At 72.7% G+C, this 18,521-nt stretch carries 16 protein-coding genes and 2 pseudogenes; 5 read left to right on the top strand and 13 right to left on the bottom strand.

Annotation, left to right across the window (positions count from 1 at the left end):
• Positions 1-21 precede the first annotated feature (21 nt).
• Complete coding sequence (locus IG54_RS0113180; protein ID WP_030781932.1) at positions 22-1,863, bottom strand: prolyl oligopeptidase family serine peptidase; 1,842 nt, start codon at positions 1,861-1,863, stop codon at positions 22-24.
• 72 nt (positions 1,864-1,935) lie between these two features.
• On the opposite strand from IG54_RS0113180, the gene IG54_RS0113185 reads away from it, so the two are divergent.
• The gene (locus IG54_RS0113185) at positions 1,936-2,760 is read left to right on the top strand and encodes a class I SAM-dependent methyltransferase (protein ID WP_030781941.1); all 825 of its coding nucleotides are present in this window, start codon (positions 1,936-1,938) and stop codon (positions 2,758-2,760) included.
• 43 nt (positions 2,761-2,803) lie between these two features.
• On the opposite strand, the gene IG54_RS0113190 is transcribed toward IG54_RS0113185, so the two are convergent.
• The 4 genes and pseudogenes from IG54_RS0113190 to IG54_RS40200 form a co-directional block, all read right to left on the bottom strand.
• Positions 2,804-3,337, bottom strand: coding sequence for a hypothetical protein (locus tag IG54_RS0113190; RefSeq protein ID WP_051819486.1), 534 nt, complete (start codon positions 3,335-3,337; stop codon positions 2,804-2,806).
• Between the two features lie 138 nt (positions 3,338-3,475).
• On the bottom strand, positions 3,476-3,964 hold the full coding sequence (locus IG54_RS0113195) for a hypothetical protein (RefSeq protein ID WP_030781947.1): 489 nt from the start codon (positions 3,962-3,964) through the stop codon (positions 3,476-3,478).
• Positions 3,965-4,037: 73 nt separating this feature from the next.
• The gene (locus tag IG54_RS0113200) at positions 4,038-4,445 is read right to left on the bottom strand and encodes a rodlin (RefSeq protein WP_030781950.1); all 408 of its coding nucleotides are present in this window, start codon (positions 4,443-4,445) and stop codon (positions 4,038-4,040) included.
• Positions 4,446-4,603: 158 nt separating this feature from the next.
• Positions 4,604-4,966, bottom strand: a pseudogene (locus IG54_RS40200) (rodlin); the annotation flags it as partial.
• A gap of 292 nt (positions 4,967-5,258) precedes the next feature.
• Between IG54_RS40200 and IG54_RS37910 the strand changes: the two are divergent.
• The 4 genes and pseudogenes from IG54_RS37910 to IG54_RS0113230 all read left to right on the top strand — a co-directional run bounded on the left by IG54_RS37910 (position 5,259) and on the right by IG54_RS0113230 (position 8,799).
• A pseudogene (locus IG54_RS37910) lies at positions 5,259-5,553 on the top strand (RdlA protein).
• 296 nt (positions 5,554-5,849) lie between these two features.
• Complete coding sequence (locus tag IG54_RS0113220) at positions 5,850-6,041, top strand: chaplin (protein ID WP_051819498.1); 192 nt, start codon at positions 5,850-5,852, stop codon at positions 6,039-6,041.
• 96 nt (positions 6,042-6,137) lie between these two features.
• Positions 6,138-6,944, top strand: coding sequence for a chaplin (locus tag IG54_RS43570; RefSeq protein WP_030781962.1), 807 nt, complete (start codon positions 6,138-6,140; stop codon positions 6,942-6,944).
• 595 nt (positions 6,945-7,539) lie between these two features.
• Positions 7,540-8,799: a glycoside hydrolase family 26 protein gene (locus tag IG54_RS0113230; protein WP_051819488.1), complete on the top strand. Its 1,260-nt coding sequence runs from the start codon at positions 7,540-7,542 to the stop codon at positions 8,797-8,799.
• Between the two features lie 22 nt (positions 8,800-8,821).
• On the opposite strand, the gene IG54_RS0113235 is transcribed toward IG54_RS0113230, so the two are convergent.
• The 8 genes from IG54_RS0113235 to IG54_RS0113270 all read right to left on the bottom strand — a co-directional run bounded on the left by IG54_RS0113235 (position 8,822) and on the right by IG54_RS0113270 (position 18,217).
• A complete protein-coding gene (locus IG54_RS0113235) occupies positions 8,822-9,955 on the bottom strand; it encodes a GNAT family N-acetyltransferase (protein ID WP_030781968.1) in 1,134 nt (377 codons plus the stop codon).
• Complete coding sequence (locus IG54_RS0113240; RefSeq protein ID WP_051819489.1) at positions 9,952-10,629, bottom strand: lipopolysaccharide biosynthesis protein; 678 nt, start codon at positions 10,627-10,629, stop codon at positions 9,952-9,954. Before IG54_RS0113240 ends, IG54_RS0113235 begins: the two co-directional genes overlap by 4 nt.
• Positions 10,626-11,771 (bottom strand): glycosyltransferase, encoded by a 1,146-nt coding sequence (locus tag IG54_RS0113245; protein WP_030781973.1) that lies wholly within the window; start codon positions 11,769-11,771, stop codon positions 10,626-10,628. Before IG54_RS0113245 ends, IG54_RS0113240 begins: the two co-directional genes overlap by 4 nt.
• Positions 11,768-12,481 (bottom strand): polysaccharide deacetylase family protein, encoded by a 714-nt coding sequence (locus IG54_RS0113250; protein WP_030781976.1) that lies wholly within the window; start codon positions 12,479-12,481, stop codon positions 11,768-11,770. The genes IG54_RS0113245 and IG54_RS0113250 overlap by 4 nt, the downstream gene beginning before the upstream one ends.
• A gap of 91 nt (positions 12,482-12,572) precedes the next feature.
• Positions 12,573-14,195: a murein biosynthesis integral membrane protein MurJ gene (gene murJ / locus IG54_RS0113255; protein ID WP_030781979.1), complete on the bottom strand. Its 1,623-nt coding sequence runs from the start codon at positions 14,193-14,195 to the stop codon at positions 12,573-12,575.
• Positions 14,192-15,544, bottom strand: a complete 1,353-nt coding sequence (locus tag IG54_RS0113260) for an O-antigen ligase family protein (protein WP_030781982.1) — start codon at positions 15,542-15,544, stop codon at positions 14,192-14,194. Before IG54_RS0113260 ends, murJ begins: the two co-directional genes overlap by 4 nt.
• 4 nt (positions 15,545-15,548) lie before the next feature.
• Positions 15,549-17,078, bottom strand: a complete 1,530-nt coding sequence (locus IG54_RS0113265; protein WP_078594047.1) for an exopolysaccharide biosynthesis polyprenyl glycosylphosphotransferase — start codon at positions 17,076-17,078, stop codon at positions 15,549-15,551.
• Complete coding sequence (locus tag IG54_RS0113270; protein WP_030781988.1) at positions 17,075-18,217, bottom strand: glycosyltransferase; 1,143 nt, start codon at positions 18,215-18,217, stop codon at positions 17,075-17,077. The genes IG54_RS0113265 and IG54_RS0113270 overlap by 4 nt, the downstream gene beginning before the upstream one ends.
• Positions 18,218-18,521: the final 304 nt, after the last annotated feature.

An 18,521-nucleotide genomic window follows, 5' to 3' on the forward strand; every position in this document is an offset into this window, starting at 1 on the left:
GTACGGGGCCCCGACCGGCCGCTAGGCCCCACCCCCCGACAGATGCCGCGCCGCGAAGTCCAGCTCCAGGGCGACCTGCTTGATCCGCTCGTCCACGACGAGCGACCCGTGCCCGGCGTCGTACCGGTACACCTCGTGCACCGCGCCCCGCGCGACCAGCCGGTCCACGTAGTTGTCGATCTGGCGGATCGGGCAGCGCGGGTCGTTGACACCCGCCGAGATATAGACGGGGGCCTTGACCTGGTGCACGTACGTCAGGGGGGACGACGCGGCGAAGCGCTCCGGGACCTCCTCCGGGGTGCCGCCCAGCAGCGTGCGGTCCATCGCCTTGAGGGCCTCCATCTCGTCGTGGTACGCCGTCACGTAGTCCGCGACGGGCACCGCCGCCAGGCCCACCGCCCACGCCTCGGGCTGCGTGCCGAGCCCCAGCAGCGTGAGGTACCCGCCCCAGGAGCCGCCCGCGAGGACCAGCCGGTCGGGGTCGGCGAGGCCCGAGGCGACGGCCCACTCGCGGACCGCCGCGATGTCCTCCAGCTCGATGAGGCCCACGCGGTGCTTGAGCGCGTCCGTCCACTCCCGGCCGTAACCCGTCGAGCCGCGGTAGTTGACCCGCACCACCGCGTAGCCGTGGTCGACCCAGGCCGCCGGGCCCGCCGCGAAGGAGTCGCTGTCGTGCCAGGTGGGACCGCCGTGCACCTCGAAGACGGTCGGCAGCGGACCGGAGGCGTCCGCGGGCTTCTGCACGAGGGCGTGGATGCGGCCGCCGGGACCCTCCACCCACACGTCCTCCACCGGCACGGACCGCGGCGCCTTCATGCCGGGCGGGTCCAGCACCACGCCGCCCGAGGTGGACCGCACCACCGGCGGCTCGGCCGCCGACGACCACATGTACTCCACGGAGCCGTCGGGCCGCGCGGTCGCGCCCGACACCGAGCCCGCGGGCGTCTCGATGCGCACCAGCTCCCGCGAGGCCAGGTCGTAGCGGAACAGCTCGCCCCGCGCCTCGAAGCCGTGCGCGATCAGCAGCGCGGAGCCGTCCGGATACCACTCGGCGCTCACATCGCCCGGCAGCCCGAGCACGAGGTCGCTCTCCTCGCCCGTCGCGACGTCCCACAGCATCGGCTCCCAGCGGCCGCGCCGCTGGTGCCCGACCAGCAGCCGCGTGTCCCCGTCGACCGGCGCGAAGCCGAGCACCTCCAGGCCCAGCTCGACCGTGCCGCCCTCGGTGTCGTCCAGCTCGGCGACCGTGGAGCCGTCCGGCCTGATCACGCGGAGCGCGGAGTGCATCGCGTCGCCGTGCTCGGTGTGCTCCACGGCGATCAGCGTGCCGTCGTGGGAGAGGTCGCCGACGCCCGCCGACTCGCGGTGGCGGTACACCTCGACCGGTTCCGCGCCCCGGCCGCCCGTGCCGTCCTGACGCACGACGTGGATCGTCGAGCCGTCCTCGTCCGTGGAGCGGCCGACGACCACCGTCCTGCCGTCCCTGCCGAGAGCGAGCCCCGCCGGGTACGAACCCTCAAGACCCGGCACCGCGGGCTCGTCCGGCCCTCCCGCGAACGGCTGGCGCAGCCATACGCCGAACTCGTCGCCGTCCTTGTCGTTGAACCACCAGATCCACTCCCCGTCGGGCGACAGCACGCCGTCCGTCGTCCCGTTCGGCCGGTCGGTGACCTGGCGCTGGGCGCCCGTCGTCCTGTCCCACGCGTACAGCTCGTACGTCCCCGTCGCGTTCGACACGAACAAGGAGCGCTGCGGCGCGTCCTCCGCCCAGTCCGGCAGCGACACCCGCGGTGCCCTGAAACGCTTCTCCCAGTCCGGCATGGACTTTGACCCCGTGGCCTTCTCGGCACCCGTCTCGCTCATGCCCCCCATAGTGCCCGCACCCGCCCACAATTCGCTGGCGAGGGTCCCCACCCTGTGGATAACTTTCCGACCATGTACTCCACCACCCCCACGAACTGGCTCGAAACCAACCGAAAACGCTGGGACGAACGCGTCCCTATCCACCTCGCGAGCGACTTCTACGACGTCGCCTCCTTCCGCGCCGGCAAGGACGCCCCGCGCGACTTCGAGCGCGCGGAAGTGGGTGACGTACGCGGCAAGTCGCTGCTGCACCTCCAGTGCCACGTCGGCATGGACACGCTGTCCTGGGCGCGGCACGGCGCCTCACGCGTCGTGGGCCTCGACTTCTCCGAGCCCGCCGTCGAGGCGGCCCGTGACCTCGCGGCGGAGCTGGGCCTCACCCCGGAGCAGGCCACGTTCGTCGCCGCGGACGTGTACGACGCGGCGCAGGCGGTCCCCGACCCCTCGTACGACATCGTCTACACCGGAGTGGGCGCGCTCTGCTGGCTCCCCGACATCCAGCGCTGGGCGGAGACCGCCGCCTCGCTCGTCGCCCCCGGCGGGTTCCTCTACCTCGCCGAGTTCCATCCGCTCACCGACATCCTGGACGACGCCACGGGCTCCCGCCTGGAGCACGACTACTTCGCGCGCGACGCCTGGGTCGAGGAGGATCCCGCCGGGTACGTGGACTCGGACACGCCCACCGTCCACAACCGCTCGGTGGAGTGGCAGCACCCCATCGGCGAGGTCGTCTCCGCGCTCGCCGCGGCGGGCCTGCGCATCGACTTCCTGCGCGAACACGACATGACGCTCTTCCGGCGCTTCGGCGCGCTGGAGATCCGGGACGGCGCCTACCGCTTCCCCGAGGACCGCCCCCGCGTCCCGCTCATGTACTCCCTGAAGGCGAGCAAGGTCTGAACGCACCCCGCGCGAGGATCCCGGGCAGCGGCGCTCCAGAGGCTTACGGCAACGGCGAGGGCGGCCGCAGCCACCCCTCGCGCCCGGGGTCGAACTCACCCAGTTTCGTCCAGTCCCAGGCCCGCAGGACCTCCCGCCCCTGATCGTCGTCCCGCTTGATGACGGCGACGACGGCGTCGGCGGTGTGCCGGGTCAGAAGCAGCGTCCGCAGCCGGGTGGCGACGCCCGTCCCGCGGTGCGCGGGCGCCACCATCAGCTCGCTCAGCAGGAACACCCGCCCCGAGGCGGTCTGTTCCTCGATGCCGGGCGGCAGGATGCCGCGGAACCCCTCCCACCACTCGCCGGAGGGGGCGGCGCGGTGGCCGTAGAGGCAGCCGACGAGACCGCCCGAGTCGGCGACGACCATGTCGAAGTCGGGCTGCTGGACGTCGTGTTCGAAACGCCGCAGAAAACCCTGCCGGTCGCGGTACTCGGCGCCGGCCATGCCCCGATAGGCCTCGACGTAGAGGTTGGCGACGGAAGCGCGCTGCTGCTCCGCCTGCCAACGGCTCAGCCGCCGCAGGAACACCTCTGCCATGTACGCCTCCCGCCCCGCCCCCCACTGAGGACGACTCCCCCTGCATCCCGGACTCCGCATGGTCGCAGCACGGACCGGCTAGCGGAACGGGGCGTGGGGGATCAGTGGGCGGCGGGACAGCGGCCCGGACCGCTGCCGCTAGGAGAACGTCACCGTGCGCGAGGCGGTGGCGTGCCGGGTCATCTTGAGGGTGGGCAGGTCGATGGTGGCCATGGTCACGGTCGCCTGCGCGGTGCTGTTCTTCGCCCACTCCCCGCGGAAGGAACGCGTCCAGGGGCGGACCGTGTCACTGCCGTCGCAGGTCACCTCGACGGTGCGGGCCTGCGTGGTGACGCTCGACAGCACCGTGGGCGCGGACGGCCCGAAGAGCTGCTTCATGGCCTGGGTCTCGGCCGGGCTCGGCGTGCGGTCGCGCCGGGTCCGCAGGGAGACCATCAGCTGTGCGGAGCCCCGCACGCCCCGGCACGTGTAGGTGCCGGAGAGGACCGCGGCCGACGGGCGCTGGCCGAGCCGGGCCGTGCCGTCCAGGGTCACCTCGGGCCGTTCGGCGGCGGTCGCCGCCACGGGAGCCAGGGCCGAGACGACGGCCACCGCCGCCGTGAGGCCCGCCTTAACGATTCGCTGCATCAGAGGCCTTCCGGAGCCGTACGAGCCGCAGGGGCCGGCCGGTGTCCCGGCCGGCCCCTGTCGGAACTCAGGTTCAGTGGTTGGCGACACCGTTGCCGGAGAGGGCCGAGATGTCGGACAGGATGTGCGACAGCGGCTCGTCTTCCTTGGCCTGCGTCGAGTTCTCGGTGCACTGCTGCATCTGCGGCGCCGAGAGGATCGGGATGTCCTGGATGCCGACGTTGACGAGCGCGACGATGTTCTGGATGTTGCCCTTGACCGGGAGGCCGACACAGAGCTTGTTCAGCGAGCCCTGGGCGAGGGTCATCTGCGGGCTCATCCGGCCCTGGGTGGCAGAGTTGCCGAACGACTGCTTGGCGCCGTTGCCGCTGAGGGATTCGGTGCCCGAGTCATTGCCGATCGCCATGGCCTGCGGAACCGCGGTGGCGGTCATTCCGGCGGCGGTCAGGGTGATGGCGGCTGTTGCGAGCAGCTTCTTCATGGTGAGGGGTTCCCTTCGAGTGAGGCTCCACTCCGGAGCCGCATGGTCATCAACTCAGTGGCAAGGCGGGAGTTGCGGCGATTGGCCCATTCGGTGGATAAGTGTGCTGAATGCCAGTTCCTGGAAAATAAGACGAGAGGCGTGGCCACTCTCGACGGGATGTGCGACAGCGGCTCGTCGCCCTTCGCCTGGGTCGAGTTCTCGGTGCACTGCTGGGTCTGCGGCGCGGACAGGATCGGGATGTCCTGGATGCCGATGTTGACCAGACCGACGATGTTCTGGAGGTTGAGCTTGGCCGGCAGGGCGATACAGGGCTTGTTGAACGAGCCCTGAATGAGCGCCATCTGCGGGCTCATGTTGCCGTGCGTGGCCGAGTTGCCGAACGACTGCACGGCGTGGTTGCCGCTCATCGTCTCGGTGCCGCCGTCGTTGCCGATGGCGAGGGCCGTGGGCGCGGCGGCGGCTGACATGCCGACGACGGAAGCCGTGACCGCAGTTGCGGCCATAACCTTCTTGATCACAGACGTTCCTCTCTGAGTTAGCCCCGTCCTCGGAGCACCCTGAGCAACTGCGCAGGATGGAAGGGGTTGCTGAAATTCACTCCGATGGCCCAATGCGCGGTCTCTCGACAGTTGTGAATCGCCGATCTGCGAATAATCGGACCGTCATTTCTGCGGGGCCGGTTCCATGAGTGATTCGTCGTCATGGAGCCGCCGAAAGATCCGATGGAGTGAATGCGCGGAACTAAACGTGGGGTTGGGAGTTGAGCAGGCCGCAGTAACGTGACCGTCTGCCCCAGAAAAGGAACCGCAAATGCTTAAGAAGGCAATGGCAACGGCAGCAGCCGCGGTCGCCGTGTCCGTGGCCGGTATCGGCTCCCCCGCGATGGCGATCGGTGACGACACCGGCACCCAGTCGATGAGCGGCAACGGCGCCCAGCAGTCGTTCGGCAACTCTGCCACCAAGGGTGACATGAGCCCGCAGCTCTCCCTTGTCGCAGACCCAGCAGTGCACCGAGAACTCGACCCAGGCGAAGGGCGACGAGCCGCTGTCGCACATCCTGGACGACATCTCGGTCCTCGCCGGCAACGGCGGCGGCAACGGCTGATCCGCCACGTCGTAGGGCCCGCTCGGGCCGCCCGCTCTTCATGGTGGGCGGCCCGAGCTTTATTTGTTGCACCGCCGAATCCGGGTGCTCGCTGCCCGCATTCGCATTCGAGTGAATTTCCGAGGAACGTCAACACCTCGGTTTCCTCTGCGCTTATCACTCGTTAAGCAGGGCTCAGGTCACGGTGCGGGAACAGGAACTTACCGCCCGGCCCCGGCCGCCGTTTAGGCGTGGCCCGAAAGAAGGGAAAAGCTGTGAAGCTCAAGAAGAGCGCGACGCTCATCGCCGGTGCGGTCATGGTCCTGGGCATGGGCGGTCCGGCGTTCGCCGACGCCGGGGCCTCGGGTGCGGCCGTCAACTCCCCGGGTGTCCTCTCCGGCAACGTGGTTCAGGTCCCCATCCACATCCCGGTGAACGTCTGCGGCAACTCCATCGACATCATCGGTCTGCTGAACCCGGCATTCGGCAACACCTGCGTCAACGACTGACGTAGCGACTCAGCTGCTCCAGCTGCGTCTTGGCCGGCCCCGGAAGCCCACCGGCTCCGGGGCCGGCTCCCCATCGCACAGAGAAAGACCACTAGATTGCGACAGGCCCTCAGCAAAGGAATGCTCTCCGCCGCGGCCGCCACGAGCATCCTGTCCCTGTCCGGCACCCCCGCGTTCGCCGACTCCGAGGCGAGCGGACAGGCCTCGGGCTCACCCGGTGTGCTGTCGGGCAACAGCGTGCAGGCGCCGCTGGAAGTGCCGGTGAACGTCTGCGGCAACTCCGTGAACGGCGTGGCCGCCCTCAACCCGACCACGGGCAACAAGTGCGCCACCACCTCCTCCTCGGCCGAGCACCGCCACGACTCCCCGCGCACCGAGCGGAGTTCACCGGCGGCCCAGGGACGTCACGACTCCGCCGGGCGCTCCTCAGGTGCCGCCGCCCGCGGCGCTGTCACCAACTCGCCCGGAGCGCTGTCCGGCAACAGTGTGAAGGCGCCGGTGTCGGTCCCGGTGAACGTCTGCGGCAACACCGTGGACGGTGTCGCCGCCGCCTCGCCCGCGATGAACAACCGCTGCGGCGGCCAGTCGCCCGAACCTCACGCGGTACGCCCGCCGTTCATGCCGGAGCGGCCCGGTCACCGTCCCGGCGAACACGAGCCGCGCGACCCCGGAGCCGGGCCCGCGCCCGTACCGCCGCGGCACGGCCAGCAGACGCCTCGGGACGACCACCGGGTGCACGCGGCGCATGCGGCTGACGCGGCTGACGCGGCGAACGCGCAGACCGGGCTCGCCGCGACGGGCATGGACGGAACGCTGCTGGGGACGGCGGCCGCGAGCACCGGCCTGCTGCTCGGCGGCGCGATCCTCTACCGGCGCGGGCGCACCGCCCCGGGCCGCCGCTGACGGACGTACGAAACCGGTTGAGCCCCGCTACCTGCCGGGTAGCGGGGCTCAACCGTTCCTTGGCGGCCAAGGCTCTGACGCGTGGTGCCGGGCGCGTACGCCCCGAGGAATCGCGGAGCCGAGGCGGCGGACGGTGGACGACCGGCCCGCTGCGGGGATGTCGCTCACCCACGGCATGGCTGCCGACGGCTGGCGGGAAGCGACCCGGCCTGTCCCGTGAAGCCCGTCCAGTGCATCACCTGACGGGCCGTGCGGCGGACGAGGTTCACCCATTCGCCCGCCGTGTCACTCATAAGAGAGCCGGTAGGTGGGTCCGGTATTCGAGGGTCGGTCCTTGGTGGCCCGGCTTCGGTGGACCATCGCATACACGGAAGCCGGGCCCGGTGCCGTCTCCGCGTCACCTGAGGCGAGCCTAGGGGCGCCGTCCCGCACGCATGCGTGCCACGCCTTTGCCCGGCCGCGAGTCCACCCGATCAGCGCGGTCCATATGGGCGGTGTGGTGGATCGCGGGATTAGAAACTCGATTGGCGTAATAGGAATACATATGACGAAGTGTCAGTGGTGGTGGTCGATGTAGCGGAATAGAGGAGCGGTTATGGGTGCAGGGACGGATGTGGGGCGTCGGCGGCACGGTAAACGTCTTTCCTTCATCGCTGTGGGGGTCGTTTCGGCGGTGGTTCTCGTATCGGCGCCCGGATACACGGCGGGCGTCGTGCGCGACGGTGATCCGCCGGGCGCCCTGCCGTCGGCTTCCGCGGCTCCCGCCGCTCCCGGTGCCCCCGTGACATCGGTGGGCCCGGTGGCCCCGGCGGCCTCTCCCGGGCCCGCCCCCGCTTCCGCCGCTTCGGGGAAGGCGCCCGCCTTCGGCGCGTACCTCCACTACGGGCCCCCCGGGGTGCGGCGCATCGGCGAACTCAGCCGGTGGCTCGGCGGGGCCGAGCTGCGGGTCGGGCACACCTACCTCCCCGGCGACCTGTGGAGCAACATCGAGGGCGCCCCCGGCTTCCTGGACGCCTGGGCCACGTGGCGCAAGGAGAAGGACGACCGGCTCTTCGTCCTGAACGTCCCGATGCTCGAACGCAACGAGGAGGGCCTCGACGACGACGAAGTCGCCGGGCTGCTGCGGCAGGGCGCCGACGGCCGCTTCGACCACCACTTCCGGGCCCTCGCCGAACGCCTGGTCGACCTCGGCGTGCCCGACACGGTGATCGTGCCGGGCTGGGAGATGAACGGCACGACCTACACCCACCGCTGCGGCCCGGACCCGGAGTCCTGGAAGAAGTACTGGAGCAGGATCGTCACCGCGATGCGGTCGGTGCCCGGGCAGAAGTTCCAGTTCGACTTCACGCCCAGCAGGGGGCGTGACGCCATTCCGTGGACGCAGTGCTATCCCGGTGACGATGTCGTCGACATCATCGGCATGGACTCGTACGACCAGCCGCGCGGAATGTCGTTCGACGAACAGGTGGCGGAGCCGTACGGGCTTCAGGAGCACGTCGATTTCGCGGCGGCCCACAAGAAGCCCATTTCCTATCCCGAATGGGGACTTTTCCGTAACGGCGACAACGAAGAATACATGCGCCGCATGCTGAAGTGGATGGACGAGAAGAAGCCGCTCTACAACACGGTGACCGACTACTGCCCGCACGGCGTGTGGCAGTGCAAGGAGAATCCGGCGGCCTCGAAGGTCTACCGCGATCTGCTCTCCGGCCGTGACGGCACCCCCAACGTGCCGACCGAACCGGCGCTGCCGCCCGGGTGTTCGCCGGTGGACCTCGGCGAATGGGCCGAGCACTGGCTGGGCGGGAAGCTGTGCCTGCGGTTCGACTGGTGGAAAGGGACGGAGGGCTCCTGAGGCCCTCACGGGGCGCGGGCCGTCACGTGGTGGCGGCCCCGTCGCCGCGCCTCGCCTCGCGGCGTTCGCGCAGCCGCTCCTTCGTCCACCGCCGGGCGGAGGCGTCCCAGACCGCCGCGCGGAGCAGGGGGGCCGTGCGCCTGCGGGCCAGCAGGAAGCGCTGGTTGGTGACCGGCTCGGGGCGCCAGTGGTGCTTGTACGGCTCGTCGCCGCGCAGGAGGCTCAGGGCGCGCCGCTGCTCGCCGCCGGTGTGGCGGGTGCACGCGGCCAGGAGCATCGTGGCCACGTCCACCTTGCGCTCCCGCAGCCGCGGATGGGCGCCGTACAGATAGCCGCCGGCCAGCGTGCCCGAGAGCAGGGTCAGATCGGCGGCCACCACCTCGCCGTCCAGGCGGAACTCGGTCATGACCGCTTCACCGGCCGCGACCATCGGCCGCATCGAGCGCAGCAGGTGCTCACGGAACCGCGGCCGCAGATGCTCGGAGGTCACCTTCCGGCCGCGCCACTGCAACTGGTGCAGATGCAGCAGGGTCCGCACCGAGGCGTCCACCTCGTCGGCGGGCACGACGCGGCTCTCCACGCCCAGCTTGGTCAGCTTGCGCATCTTGGCCCGGGTGCGCTGGGCCCGCGATGACGGCAGCCGCTGGAGCAGTTCCTCCATGGGCAGTGCGGGCAGCTCCAGGCACGGCGAGTCGGCCAGCGTCCGCTTCGGCCCCGGCCAGCGTGCGTGGACGCCCTCGACGCAGGCGCCCGGACGGACCTCCCCGAAGTCGATCAGCGCGCTCCCGGCCAGCTCGGCGAGCCCGGTCACCAGCGCCTCGGTGGCGGCCTCGCGCGCCGCGCCGTCCACCAGCACGTCCGCGAAGTCGGAGATCGGCCCGCCGAGTGGCTTCAGCGCCGGGAGCGGACGGTGCACCCGCATCAGCGGCGCCGCGGCGATCAGCCGGTCCCCCTCCCGGACCAGGAGCACCCGCAGCCGCCCGGGGCGCCCGTAGGACCGCCACCAGGAGGACAGCCACGCGTGGCTCTGGAAGGGCGTGGCCGCCTCGCAGGCCCGGTGCAGCCGCCCCCACGGCTCGGCCAGCGCGTCGAACTCCCGCTCGTCGACGCACACCCGCGTCCTGACGAGGGGGCCCGTGCCCGTCGCCGTGCTCACGGGGCGGCGCTTCTGGCGAGGGCGGGCGTGGGGCCGGACGCGGGGCCGTTCGTGGGGCCGGGTACGGAGGCCGCGCCGGTCGTCTCCGCGCGTCCCCGTGGGCGTACGAGGAGGGCGAGGCCGCCGAGCAGGCCGCCCGCGCATCCGCCGACCAGGGTCGTCACGCCGGTGGAGAGCGAGGACGGCGCGTCGGGCTCCAGCGCGCGGGAGAACGTCAGGAGTTTGACCTGGGTGCTGTCCTTGGAGTGATTGGCGCTCCTGGAGAGGGAGCGGGCCACCGCGTCGGCGGTGACGGCGGCGGCCGAGGGCCTTGCGGAGCGCGCGGAGATCGCGATCATCGGCGCGTCGGGGGAGGTGGCCACCTGGACGCTGTCCCGCAGCTCCGTGGCCGACACGCCCGCCGCCACCTGCGCGTCGCCCAGCACGGCCAGCTGCGTCGCCACCCGTCCGTAGGCCTGGGCGAACCCGAGCGCCGCGGCCGGGTCCGACTTGGCCTGCGGTACGGCGACGACGTAACTCGTGGCGGTGTACTGCGGCGTCTGGAGCACGCCGTACCCGGCACCCGCCAGGACGCCGAGGGCCGCGCAGGCCGGCAGGGGCCACCAGCGGGGCAGCCGCGCGACGCGGGCACGCCAGGCGTCGGTACGTGGGCGCTCGTTCGCGGAGTCGCTCATCGGGGGTTCACCTCCAGGGTCGGGCCGGGGACGACGGAGGCGTAGACACGCATCAGTCGCTCGGCGCTGCGGGTGATGCAGTAGTGCCGCACCGCGGCCGGTGCGGGGCGGCGCGGCAGGAGGGCGGTGCGCAGGCCGTACAGGCCCTGCGCGAAGGAGTCCGCGTCGCTCGGGCAGTACGAGGCGTCCGCCCGCGCCCCGGCCGGGAAGCCGTCCACGGCGGGGCACGACGTGTAGATCACCGGGAGCCCGCAGGCCAGGCCCTCCACGAGCGCCAGCCCGAACGCCTCCTCGGGGGAGGGGGAGGCCAAGGCGTCCATCGCGGACAGCAGCGAGGGCAGGCCCGGCGCACCGTCGGCGCCGCCGCTCTCCTCGTGGGCCGCCTCCCCGGCGAACCGCACCCGGTCGGCCAGGCCCAGCCGGTGGGCCAGCCGCCTCAGCTCCTCCTCCCGCGGGCCGGTACCGACCAGCAGGACAGCCACCTCCTCGGGGAGTTGGGCGGCCGCGTGCAGGAGTACGTCGAAACGCTTGCCGTCGGTCAGCCGGCCCACGCCGCCGACGACGAACGCGGAATCGGGCAGTCCGAGCCGGCGCCGTGTGCGGACGCGGGCCGCCGGGTCGAACCGGAAGCGGTCCAGGTCGATGCCGTTCGGCACCACCCGGATGCGCTGGCGGGGCACTCCCCAGCGGTTCAGGCGCTGTCCGACGGCGGGGGAGACGGCGACCGTCATCCGTCCGAGCCGCTCCCCGGCGAGGTACAGCGCGCGGACACCGGCCGTCAGCGGGCGGCCCTCCATCTGCGAGTCGCCCAGCGAGTGCTCCGTGGCCACCACGGCCCGCACCCCGGCCATGCGGGCCGCGATCCGCCCGTACAGGCAGGCGCGGTAGAGGTGGGTGTGGACCGCGTCGTACCGCCCCGCCTTGATGAGCCGGGCGAGGCGGGGCAGCGCCGCGACATCGCGGTTGCCCGACATGCCGAGGTCGGTCACCTGGGTGCCGTCGGCGACGATGCCCCGCGCCACGGTGCCCGCGTCGGTCAGCGTGACCACGTCGCAGTCGGCGGGCAAGTGGCGCAGCAGCAGGCGCAGTTGCAGCTCCGCGCCGCCCACGCCGAGGCCGGTGATGATGTGCAGGACCCTCATCCGGTGACCGCCGACGTGACCGCCGCGCGGTCCAGGGTGCGGTGCCGCAGCCGGTTGGTCCACAGCTTCAGCCGCAGGCGCGGGCCCGTGTCGCTCTGGCCGATGTGGACGCGGGGCAGCGCGAGGACTCCGGAGAGGGGGCCGGGGGAGATCGCGCAGGCGTAGCGGTATCCGGCGTCCCGTACGGCGGCCGCTACCCGCTCGTCGACGTGGCCGTAGGGGTAGCAGAAGCCCTGCACGTCGGTGCCGGTCAGCTCGGTCAGGGCCGCACGGCTGTCGCTGACCTCGCGGCGCAGGAGCCCGTCGTCGGCCTGGGTGAGGTCGACGTGGGTCAGGCCGTGCGAGGCGATCTCCATGCCGTACTCGGCGGCGCGGCGGATGCCGGCGGCACCCAGGAGCGGCTTGCGGGGGCCCAGCGGGTCCCAGGCGTTGTCGCCGTCGAGGCGGCCCGGCAGGACGAACAAGGTGGCGGAGCAGTCGTGGCTCCGCAGCAGCGGGAGAGCCTCGTCGACGAAGTCGCGGTAGCCGTCGTCGAAGGTGAGTCCCACCAGGTCGCGCTCCTGGCCCCGCGCGCACGCGTCCAGGAGCTGGCGCATCGACACCCCGCGCAGGCCCCGGCGGCGCAGCCACCGCAGCTGTGCGGCGAGGCGGTCGGGGGAGACGGTGATGCGGTACGGGTCGTCGGTGGGGTCGGCGACGGAGTGGTACATCGCGATCCACGCGCGCGTGCGGGGCGGCCCGGGGCGAAGGAAGGGCTCCGCGGAAGGGGAGGGAGGGGAGGACGGGGAGGACGGGGTGAGGTCAACGGACATGACGGACCTTTCCTCTGACGGAGCGAAGGACGGACGGCCAGGGCTGCGCGCCCAAAAGCAGCCCGAACAGCACGAAGGAGACGGTGACGGCCGAGAAACCGGCCAGGACGGCGAGGGCGGGCTGCCCGGTCCCTTCCGCGCACAGGCCGCCCAGGATCGCCGCGCCCACCGCAGCGAGCGTCAGGCGGCCCAGCTGCCCGGCGACCGCCCGCGTCCTGATGGGCACGGTGCGCGGGCCGAGACCGCGCAGCAGGAGCAGCGCGGTGACGCAGATGCCGGTGGCGTTCGCGGCGGCGATGCCGTGGACGCCCCAGGTGCCGACGCTCAAGAAGCCGATCCCGGCGGTCATGACGATGCCGAGGGACATCGAGAAGAGCGGGACCCAGGTGGTGCGGGCGACGGCGAAGTGGGCGCGGGCGAGCGCACCCACCAGCGTGTGCCCCAGCAGGCCCAGCGCGTACACCCGCATGACGGAGGCCGTGGTGGCGGTGTCGCCCGCGGTGAAGGCGCCGCGCTGGAAGAGCAGTTCGATGAGCGCGGGCGCGACGGCGACGACCGCGGCCGTGCCGCACAGCACCACGCAGCCCGCGAGGACGAGGTCGCGCTCCACGCGGTCCCTGGCCCGTTCCGTCTCACCGGCGGCCAGCGCGCGGGCGACCGTGGGGAAGGTGACGGTGCACAGCATGAGGGAGAGGACCATCGGCATCTGCGCGACCTTCTGCGCGTAGTTCAGGTGCGAGATGGCCCCGGCGGGCAGCGACGAGGCCAGGAACCGCTCGATGAGGACCTGCGACTGGCGGCAGAGCGCGAACAGCAGGACCGTCCAGATGATCGCCGTCTGGAGCGTCCTGTCCGCCGACGTGCCTTTGGCGGGCGCCGCGCCGGGCCCGCGCCGCAACTGCCGCCACAGGGAAGGCGCCTGTACGACCACCATGAGGGCGCCGCCCACCGCCACGCCCGCCGCCGCGGCCCGTACGCCCAGGGGCGCCGCGAGGACGAACAGGGCCGTGATGATGACCGCGTTGTAGGCGACGTACACGGTCGCCGGGGCGACGAACCGCTGGTGTGCCCGCAGCGCCGCGCTGCAATAGCCGGTGAGCCCGAAGGTGAAGGCGCAGGTGGCGGTCAGCCGCGTACAGTCCACCGCCCGCCGCGGATCGGGCAGCCCCGGTGCGAGCGCGGCCACTACGTAGGGCGCCGCCGCCATGAGCGCGAGCGCCGCCGCGGCGAACCACAGCGACATCCGCGGCAGCGACGCGCGGACGAGGTCGCGTACGGGGTCGGTGGCGGGGTCGGCCGCGCGGCGGGCCAGGGCCAGGCTGAACGCGGGCACGAGGAAGAAGGCCAGGCCGTCCTCGATGAGCAGCGTCGCGGCCAGTTCCGGGATCGTCCAGGCGACGAGGAAGGCGTCGGTGTCGGTACCGGCGCCGAAGAAGTGCGCGAGCGCCTGGTCGCGTACGAGGCCGAGGAGCGAACCCGCCACCGACAGCGCGGCGGTGATCAGCGCGGCCTTGGCGAGGAACGAGCCGCCGGTCTTCTCGGACGGCGCTGTCGCGCGCGGTTCCGCGGGCGGGGCGGTCTCCGGGACCACCGCGGGCGGCACGGTCGTCATCGCGCACCCGCCTCTTCGGCCGGCCCGCGCGAGCCGACCGCCCACCACGCGGCGACGCCGAGGGCCACCGCCGTCAGGACGGTGGAGGGCCCGCCGATGTCCGCGTACACGAAGTCGGTCAGCTGCCAGATCAGCAGTCCGCAGGCGACCAGCGCGCAGTCCAGCTCGGGACCGTCCCGACCGCCCGGCCGCGCGCACCCGCGCTTCCACCGGAGCAGTCCACACACGAGGAGCGCCGCCCAGCCCCCGGCGAGGGTGGCGAGGCCGAGAAGACCCTGTTCGCCGAGGACGAGCAGGTACATGTTGTGCGGGGACAGCAGCGGCTGGCGGACGAAGCCGCTGCCCGCTCCGGCCGTGTCGCTGCCGGAGGACAGGGCCAGCGAGGCGTACTTGTCGCGGTGTTCGGGGAAGCCCTTGAGGCCCACGCCGGTCACCGGCCGCTCGCGCCACATGTCCGCCGAGGCCGCCCACATCGTGTACCGGTCGGTGACCGACTGATCGGGGGTGTCCGTGACCTGCGTGATGCTGCTGAGCCGTTCCTGGAGCATCGCGGAGCCCACCCCGAGCCCCACGACCAGCACAATGGCCGCCGCGCCCCCCGCCAGCAGGACCGTGCCCGCCCGGCGTGCCCCGGCGAGCAGCAGGACGCCGAGGCAGGCCACCGCGGTGGCGATCCACGCCCCGCGGCTGAACGAAAGGGCGAGCGGCACGGCCAGCAGGGCCGCGCACCCGGCCGCCACCGCGCGCATGCGCGGCGCGTGCGGGCGGAAGGCGAGCGCGAGGGCGCAGACGAGCCCGTACGACACGACGGTCGCCATCCCCATGACGTCCGTGGAACCGAAGGTGCCGACGGCCCGGATGTCCTCGCCCATGTACGAGGCCCCGGTGCCCGTCAGGTTCTGCTGTACGCCGATGGCGCCCTGCCACAGGGCCAGCGCCACGAACGACCAGGCGAGCAGGCGGAAGTGGCGCGCGTCGCGGACGAGGATCAGCACGGCCGCCGGTACCAGCACGAAGATCTGGAGGTAGCGCGCGGCCCCGGCGACACCGGTCGACGCGGAGGACGCGCCGAAGGCGGCCGCGGTGATGCCGACCACCGGGAGCCCGAGGAGTACCGCGGCGGTCCGGCTCAGCGGGCGCCGCCCGGTCCGCGCCACGTGGACGACGCAGGCGCCGACGACCAGGGCGGAGACCGCGTCGGCGAGCGTGCCGGTCCCGGCTCCGGCCTCCGCGCCGGACGTCTCGCCGCCGGCCGGCATCGGCAGGGCGAGCAGCGCGATGATCAGGACGACCGGCAGGACGGGCGCGGCGCGCCGCAGTTCGCGCGGGACGGCATCGCGTGGGGTCACCGTGTCAGCTCCCCGTGCGGCGCAGCAGGCAGCCGAGGGTGCGCAGCAGGATGCACATGTCCTGCCAGAAGGACCAGCTGTCGATGTAGGCGTTGTCGAAGCGGCACCGGTCCTCGATGGAGGTGTCCCCGCGCAGGCCGTGGATCTGGGCGAGGCCGGTGATGCCGGTCGGCATCCGGTGTCGTCGCGCGTACTCCGGATAGGTCTGACTGAACTGCGCGACGAAGAAGGGGCGTTCGGGGCGCGGCCCGACCAGGCTCATGTCGCCGCGCAGGACGTTCCACAGCTGCGGCAGTTCGTCCAGGGAGGTGCTGCGAAGGAAGCGGCAGAAGGCGTTCATCCGCTGCTCGTCGGCGACCGTCCACCGCGTCGCCGACTCCTGCGGGTCGGCGGGCCGGTGGGTGCGGAACTTCAGCAGGGTGAACAGGCGCCCGTCCTTGCCGACGCGCTCCTGACGGAAGATCACGCCGGGCCCTTCCACGGCCCGCAGCACCAGCGCGCAGCCCGCCAGCACCGGCGCGGCCACCAGCAGCAGCACCCCGGCGACCGTGATGTCCAGCAGCCGTTTGCCCACGCTCGTCCCGTGGGGCCCGGCGACCGTCAGCGGCCGGCAGGAGAACCCGGCCACGTACCGGCGGGCCCCCTCCCGGGCCGGGCCGAGTTCCGCGTGGCGCGGGCCGGTCTCCCACAGGTCGCAGCCGAGGCCGGTCAGCACCGGCAGCAGGCCTGCGAGCCCGGGGCCGCCGCCGGGGAGCAGCAGCACGGCCCGTACGTCGTTCTGGATCACCGCCCGGTGGAGTTCGTCCTCCGTGCCGAGGACCGGCAGTTCGGGAGCGGACCCCTCGCCCTGCTGGTCGGCCTCGCTCACCAGACCCACGGGCCGCAGGCCGCAACGGGGGCGCCGCAGCAGGGCCGCCGCCACGGCCCGCGCCTCGGCGCGGGGGCCGAGCACCAGCACCGGCCGGGGTCTGCGCAGGGCGTCCGCCCGCCGCTGCCAGTGCACCAGGGCGCGGCCGCCGACGACGAGCAGACACTGGGCGGCGCCCACGGTGGCCAGGTCCGACAGGGGGAGCGGGGGCACGGGGGCGGGCAGGGCGGGGGCGAGAGCGAGGGTGAGGGCGAGGCCGAGCGCGATCCGCCCGCTCAGCGCGGGGACCTCGTCGAGGGTGGCGGGCAGCGCCGTGTACGCGTACAGGCGTCCTTGCGCGTTCAGGGTGAGGACGGCGGCGAGCAGGAGGGGGGCCAGGGCGGCGTAACGACGCGGCTCGTCGAGCGCGAGCAGGGCGAGCAGTGCGGCGGCGGCGTCGACGGCCACCAGGGCGGCGACCGAGCGGCGGTGGCGGGAGGGGCGCCGCACGCGTGCCCCGGCCCGCGCACCCTTCGCTCCGCGCGGGGCGATGACGAGGCTCCCGGGCGAGGCGTGGGTGTCCTGCTGTGACGTGGTGTCCCGCCGTGACGTGGTGTCCTGCCGTGTCGGACTGGTGTCCTGCCGTGTCGGACCTGACGAGGAGGCAACGGTTCGTTCCGCACTCACGTGGTGGTGCACTCCCTGTACTTGGTGGGCGCCACGCCCAGAAGCTCGCGGTACACCACGTCGATCGCGTCCGCGGCACGCCGCGCGTCGTGGTGGTCCAGGACATGCCGCCGGCCCCGCCGGCCGAGCGCGTCGCGCAGGTCTCCGTCCCGCAGCAGGGCGACCAGGGCCCCGGCGAGCGCGGCGGGGTCCTCCGGCGGTACGAGGCCGTGGGCGCGGCCGGCCCGCGGCAGGCTCTCCCGTGCGCCGTCCACGTCGGTGACGACCACGGGCCGGCCGCAGGCCATGGCCTCCAGCGGCGCCAGGGCCATGCCCTCCCACCGGGAGGGCAGCACCACCACGTCGGCCGCCCGGTACCAGTCGGCGGTGTCCCCGGCCGCCCCGGCGAACGTCACGGACGCGTCCGCCCCTTCGCGCAGCCGGGCGGCGTCCGGACCGTCTCCCACCAGCACCAGGCGCGCTCCCGGCACCCGCGCGGTGACCGACGCCCACGCCCTGAGCAGGACGTCCTGCCCCTTCTGCCGGCACAGCCTGCCCACGCACACCACGAGGGGGGCGCGGGCGAAGGGGCCGGGCAGCAGCCGGTCGCGGGCCTCCCGCGCGGCGCGGGGCGAGAAGTGGTCCACGTCCACTCCGTTGGGGACGACCGCGTAGGAACCGGCGATGCCCGCGCGGCGGCCGGTGACCTGCTCGGCCTCGCTGACGCAGACGATGCGGTCCGTCCAGCGGGCCGCGCGGCGCTCCCAGAGCCGGGCCAGGAGCGCGGTGCTCCCGCCGACCGCTTCGAAGGACCAGGCGTGCGGCTGGAAGACGGTCGGGATCCGCCCGCGCAGGGCGATCCGCGCGGCGAGCCCGGCCTTGGCGCTGTGGGCGTGGACGAGGGTGGGCCCTACGCCGTCGATGAGGCGGCGCAGCTCCGCCACCTCGGCGCGCAGCCGGGGGCCGGGGGAGCGTGACGCCGCCCAGGGATGCCCGCGCACCCCGCCCCCGGCGGCGGCCAGCGCCCGTGGCAGGGGGCCTTCGCCCGGACAGGCCACGTGGACGTCCATCCCCGTTGCCGCCTGGGCGACGGCCAGATCGGTGACGACCCGCGCCACGCCTCCGTCCACGGGCTGGCTGACGTGCAGGATCCGTGGCATGACGGCGTTGGCCTTCCGACGTGTGAAGAGCTCTGACCACAGCGGAGATGAGAGGTTCGCATCATTTACGCGAATCTGGCGCGTATGACTGAAATGCCCTAAATAGAAGGGCAACTGTAGCGGCTGCGAAGGGCCGATCCGTCAACCTGCGTACGTGTGTCGGATCGGTGAAGGGCATGGTGAATCGGCGATCGCGCACGTGGGGGCCCGCCGCACATCACTCGTCTGGGCGCACAACTCGGCGTCCGGCTCGGCAGTTGATCCCTGTATACGGGCACCCGGCCCGTACGTCGCACCCCTTACC

The sequence above is a fragment of the Streptomyces sp. NRRL S-920 genome, from assembly GCF_000717945.1.
GTDB classification, from domain to species: domain Bacteria; phylum Actinomycetota; class Actinomycetes; order Streptomycetales; family Streptomycetaceae; genus Streptomyces; species Streptomyces alboniger.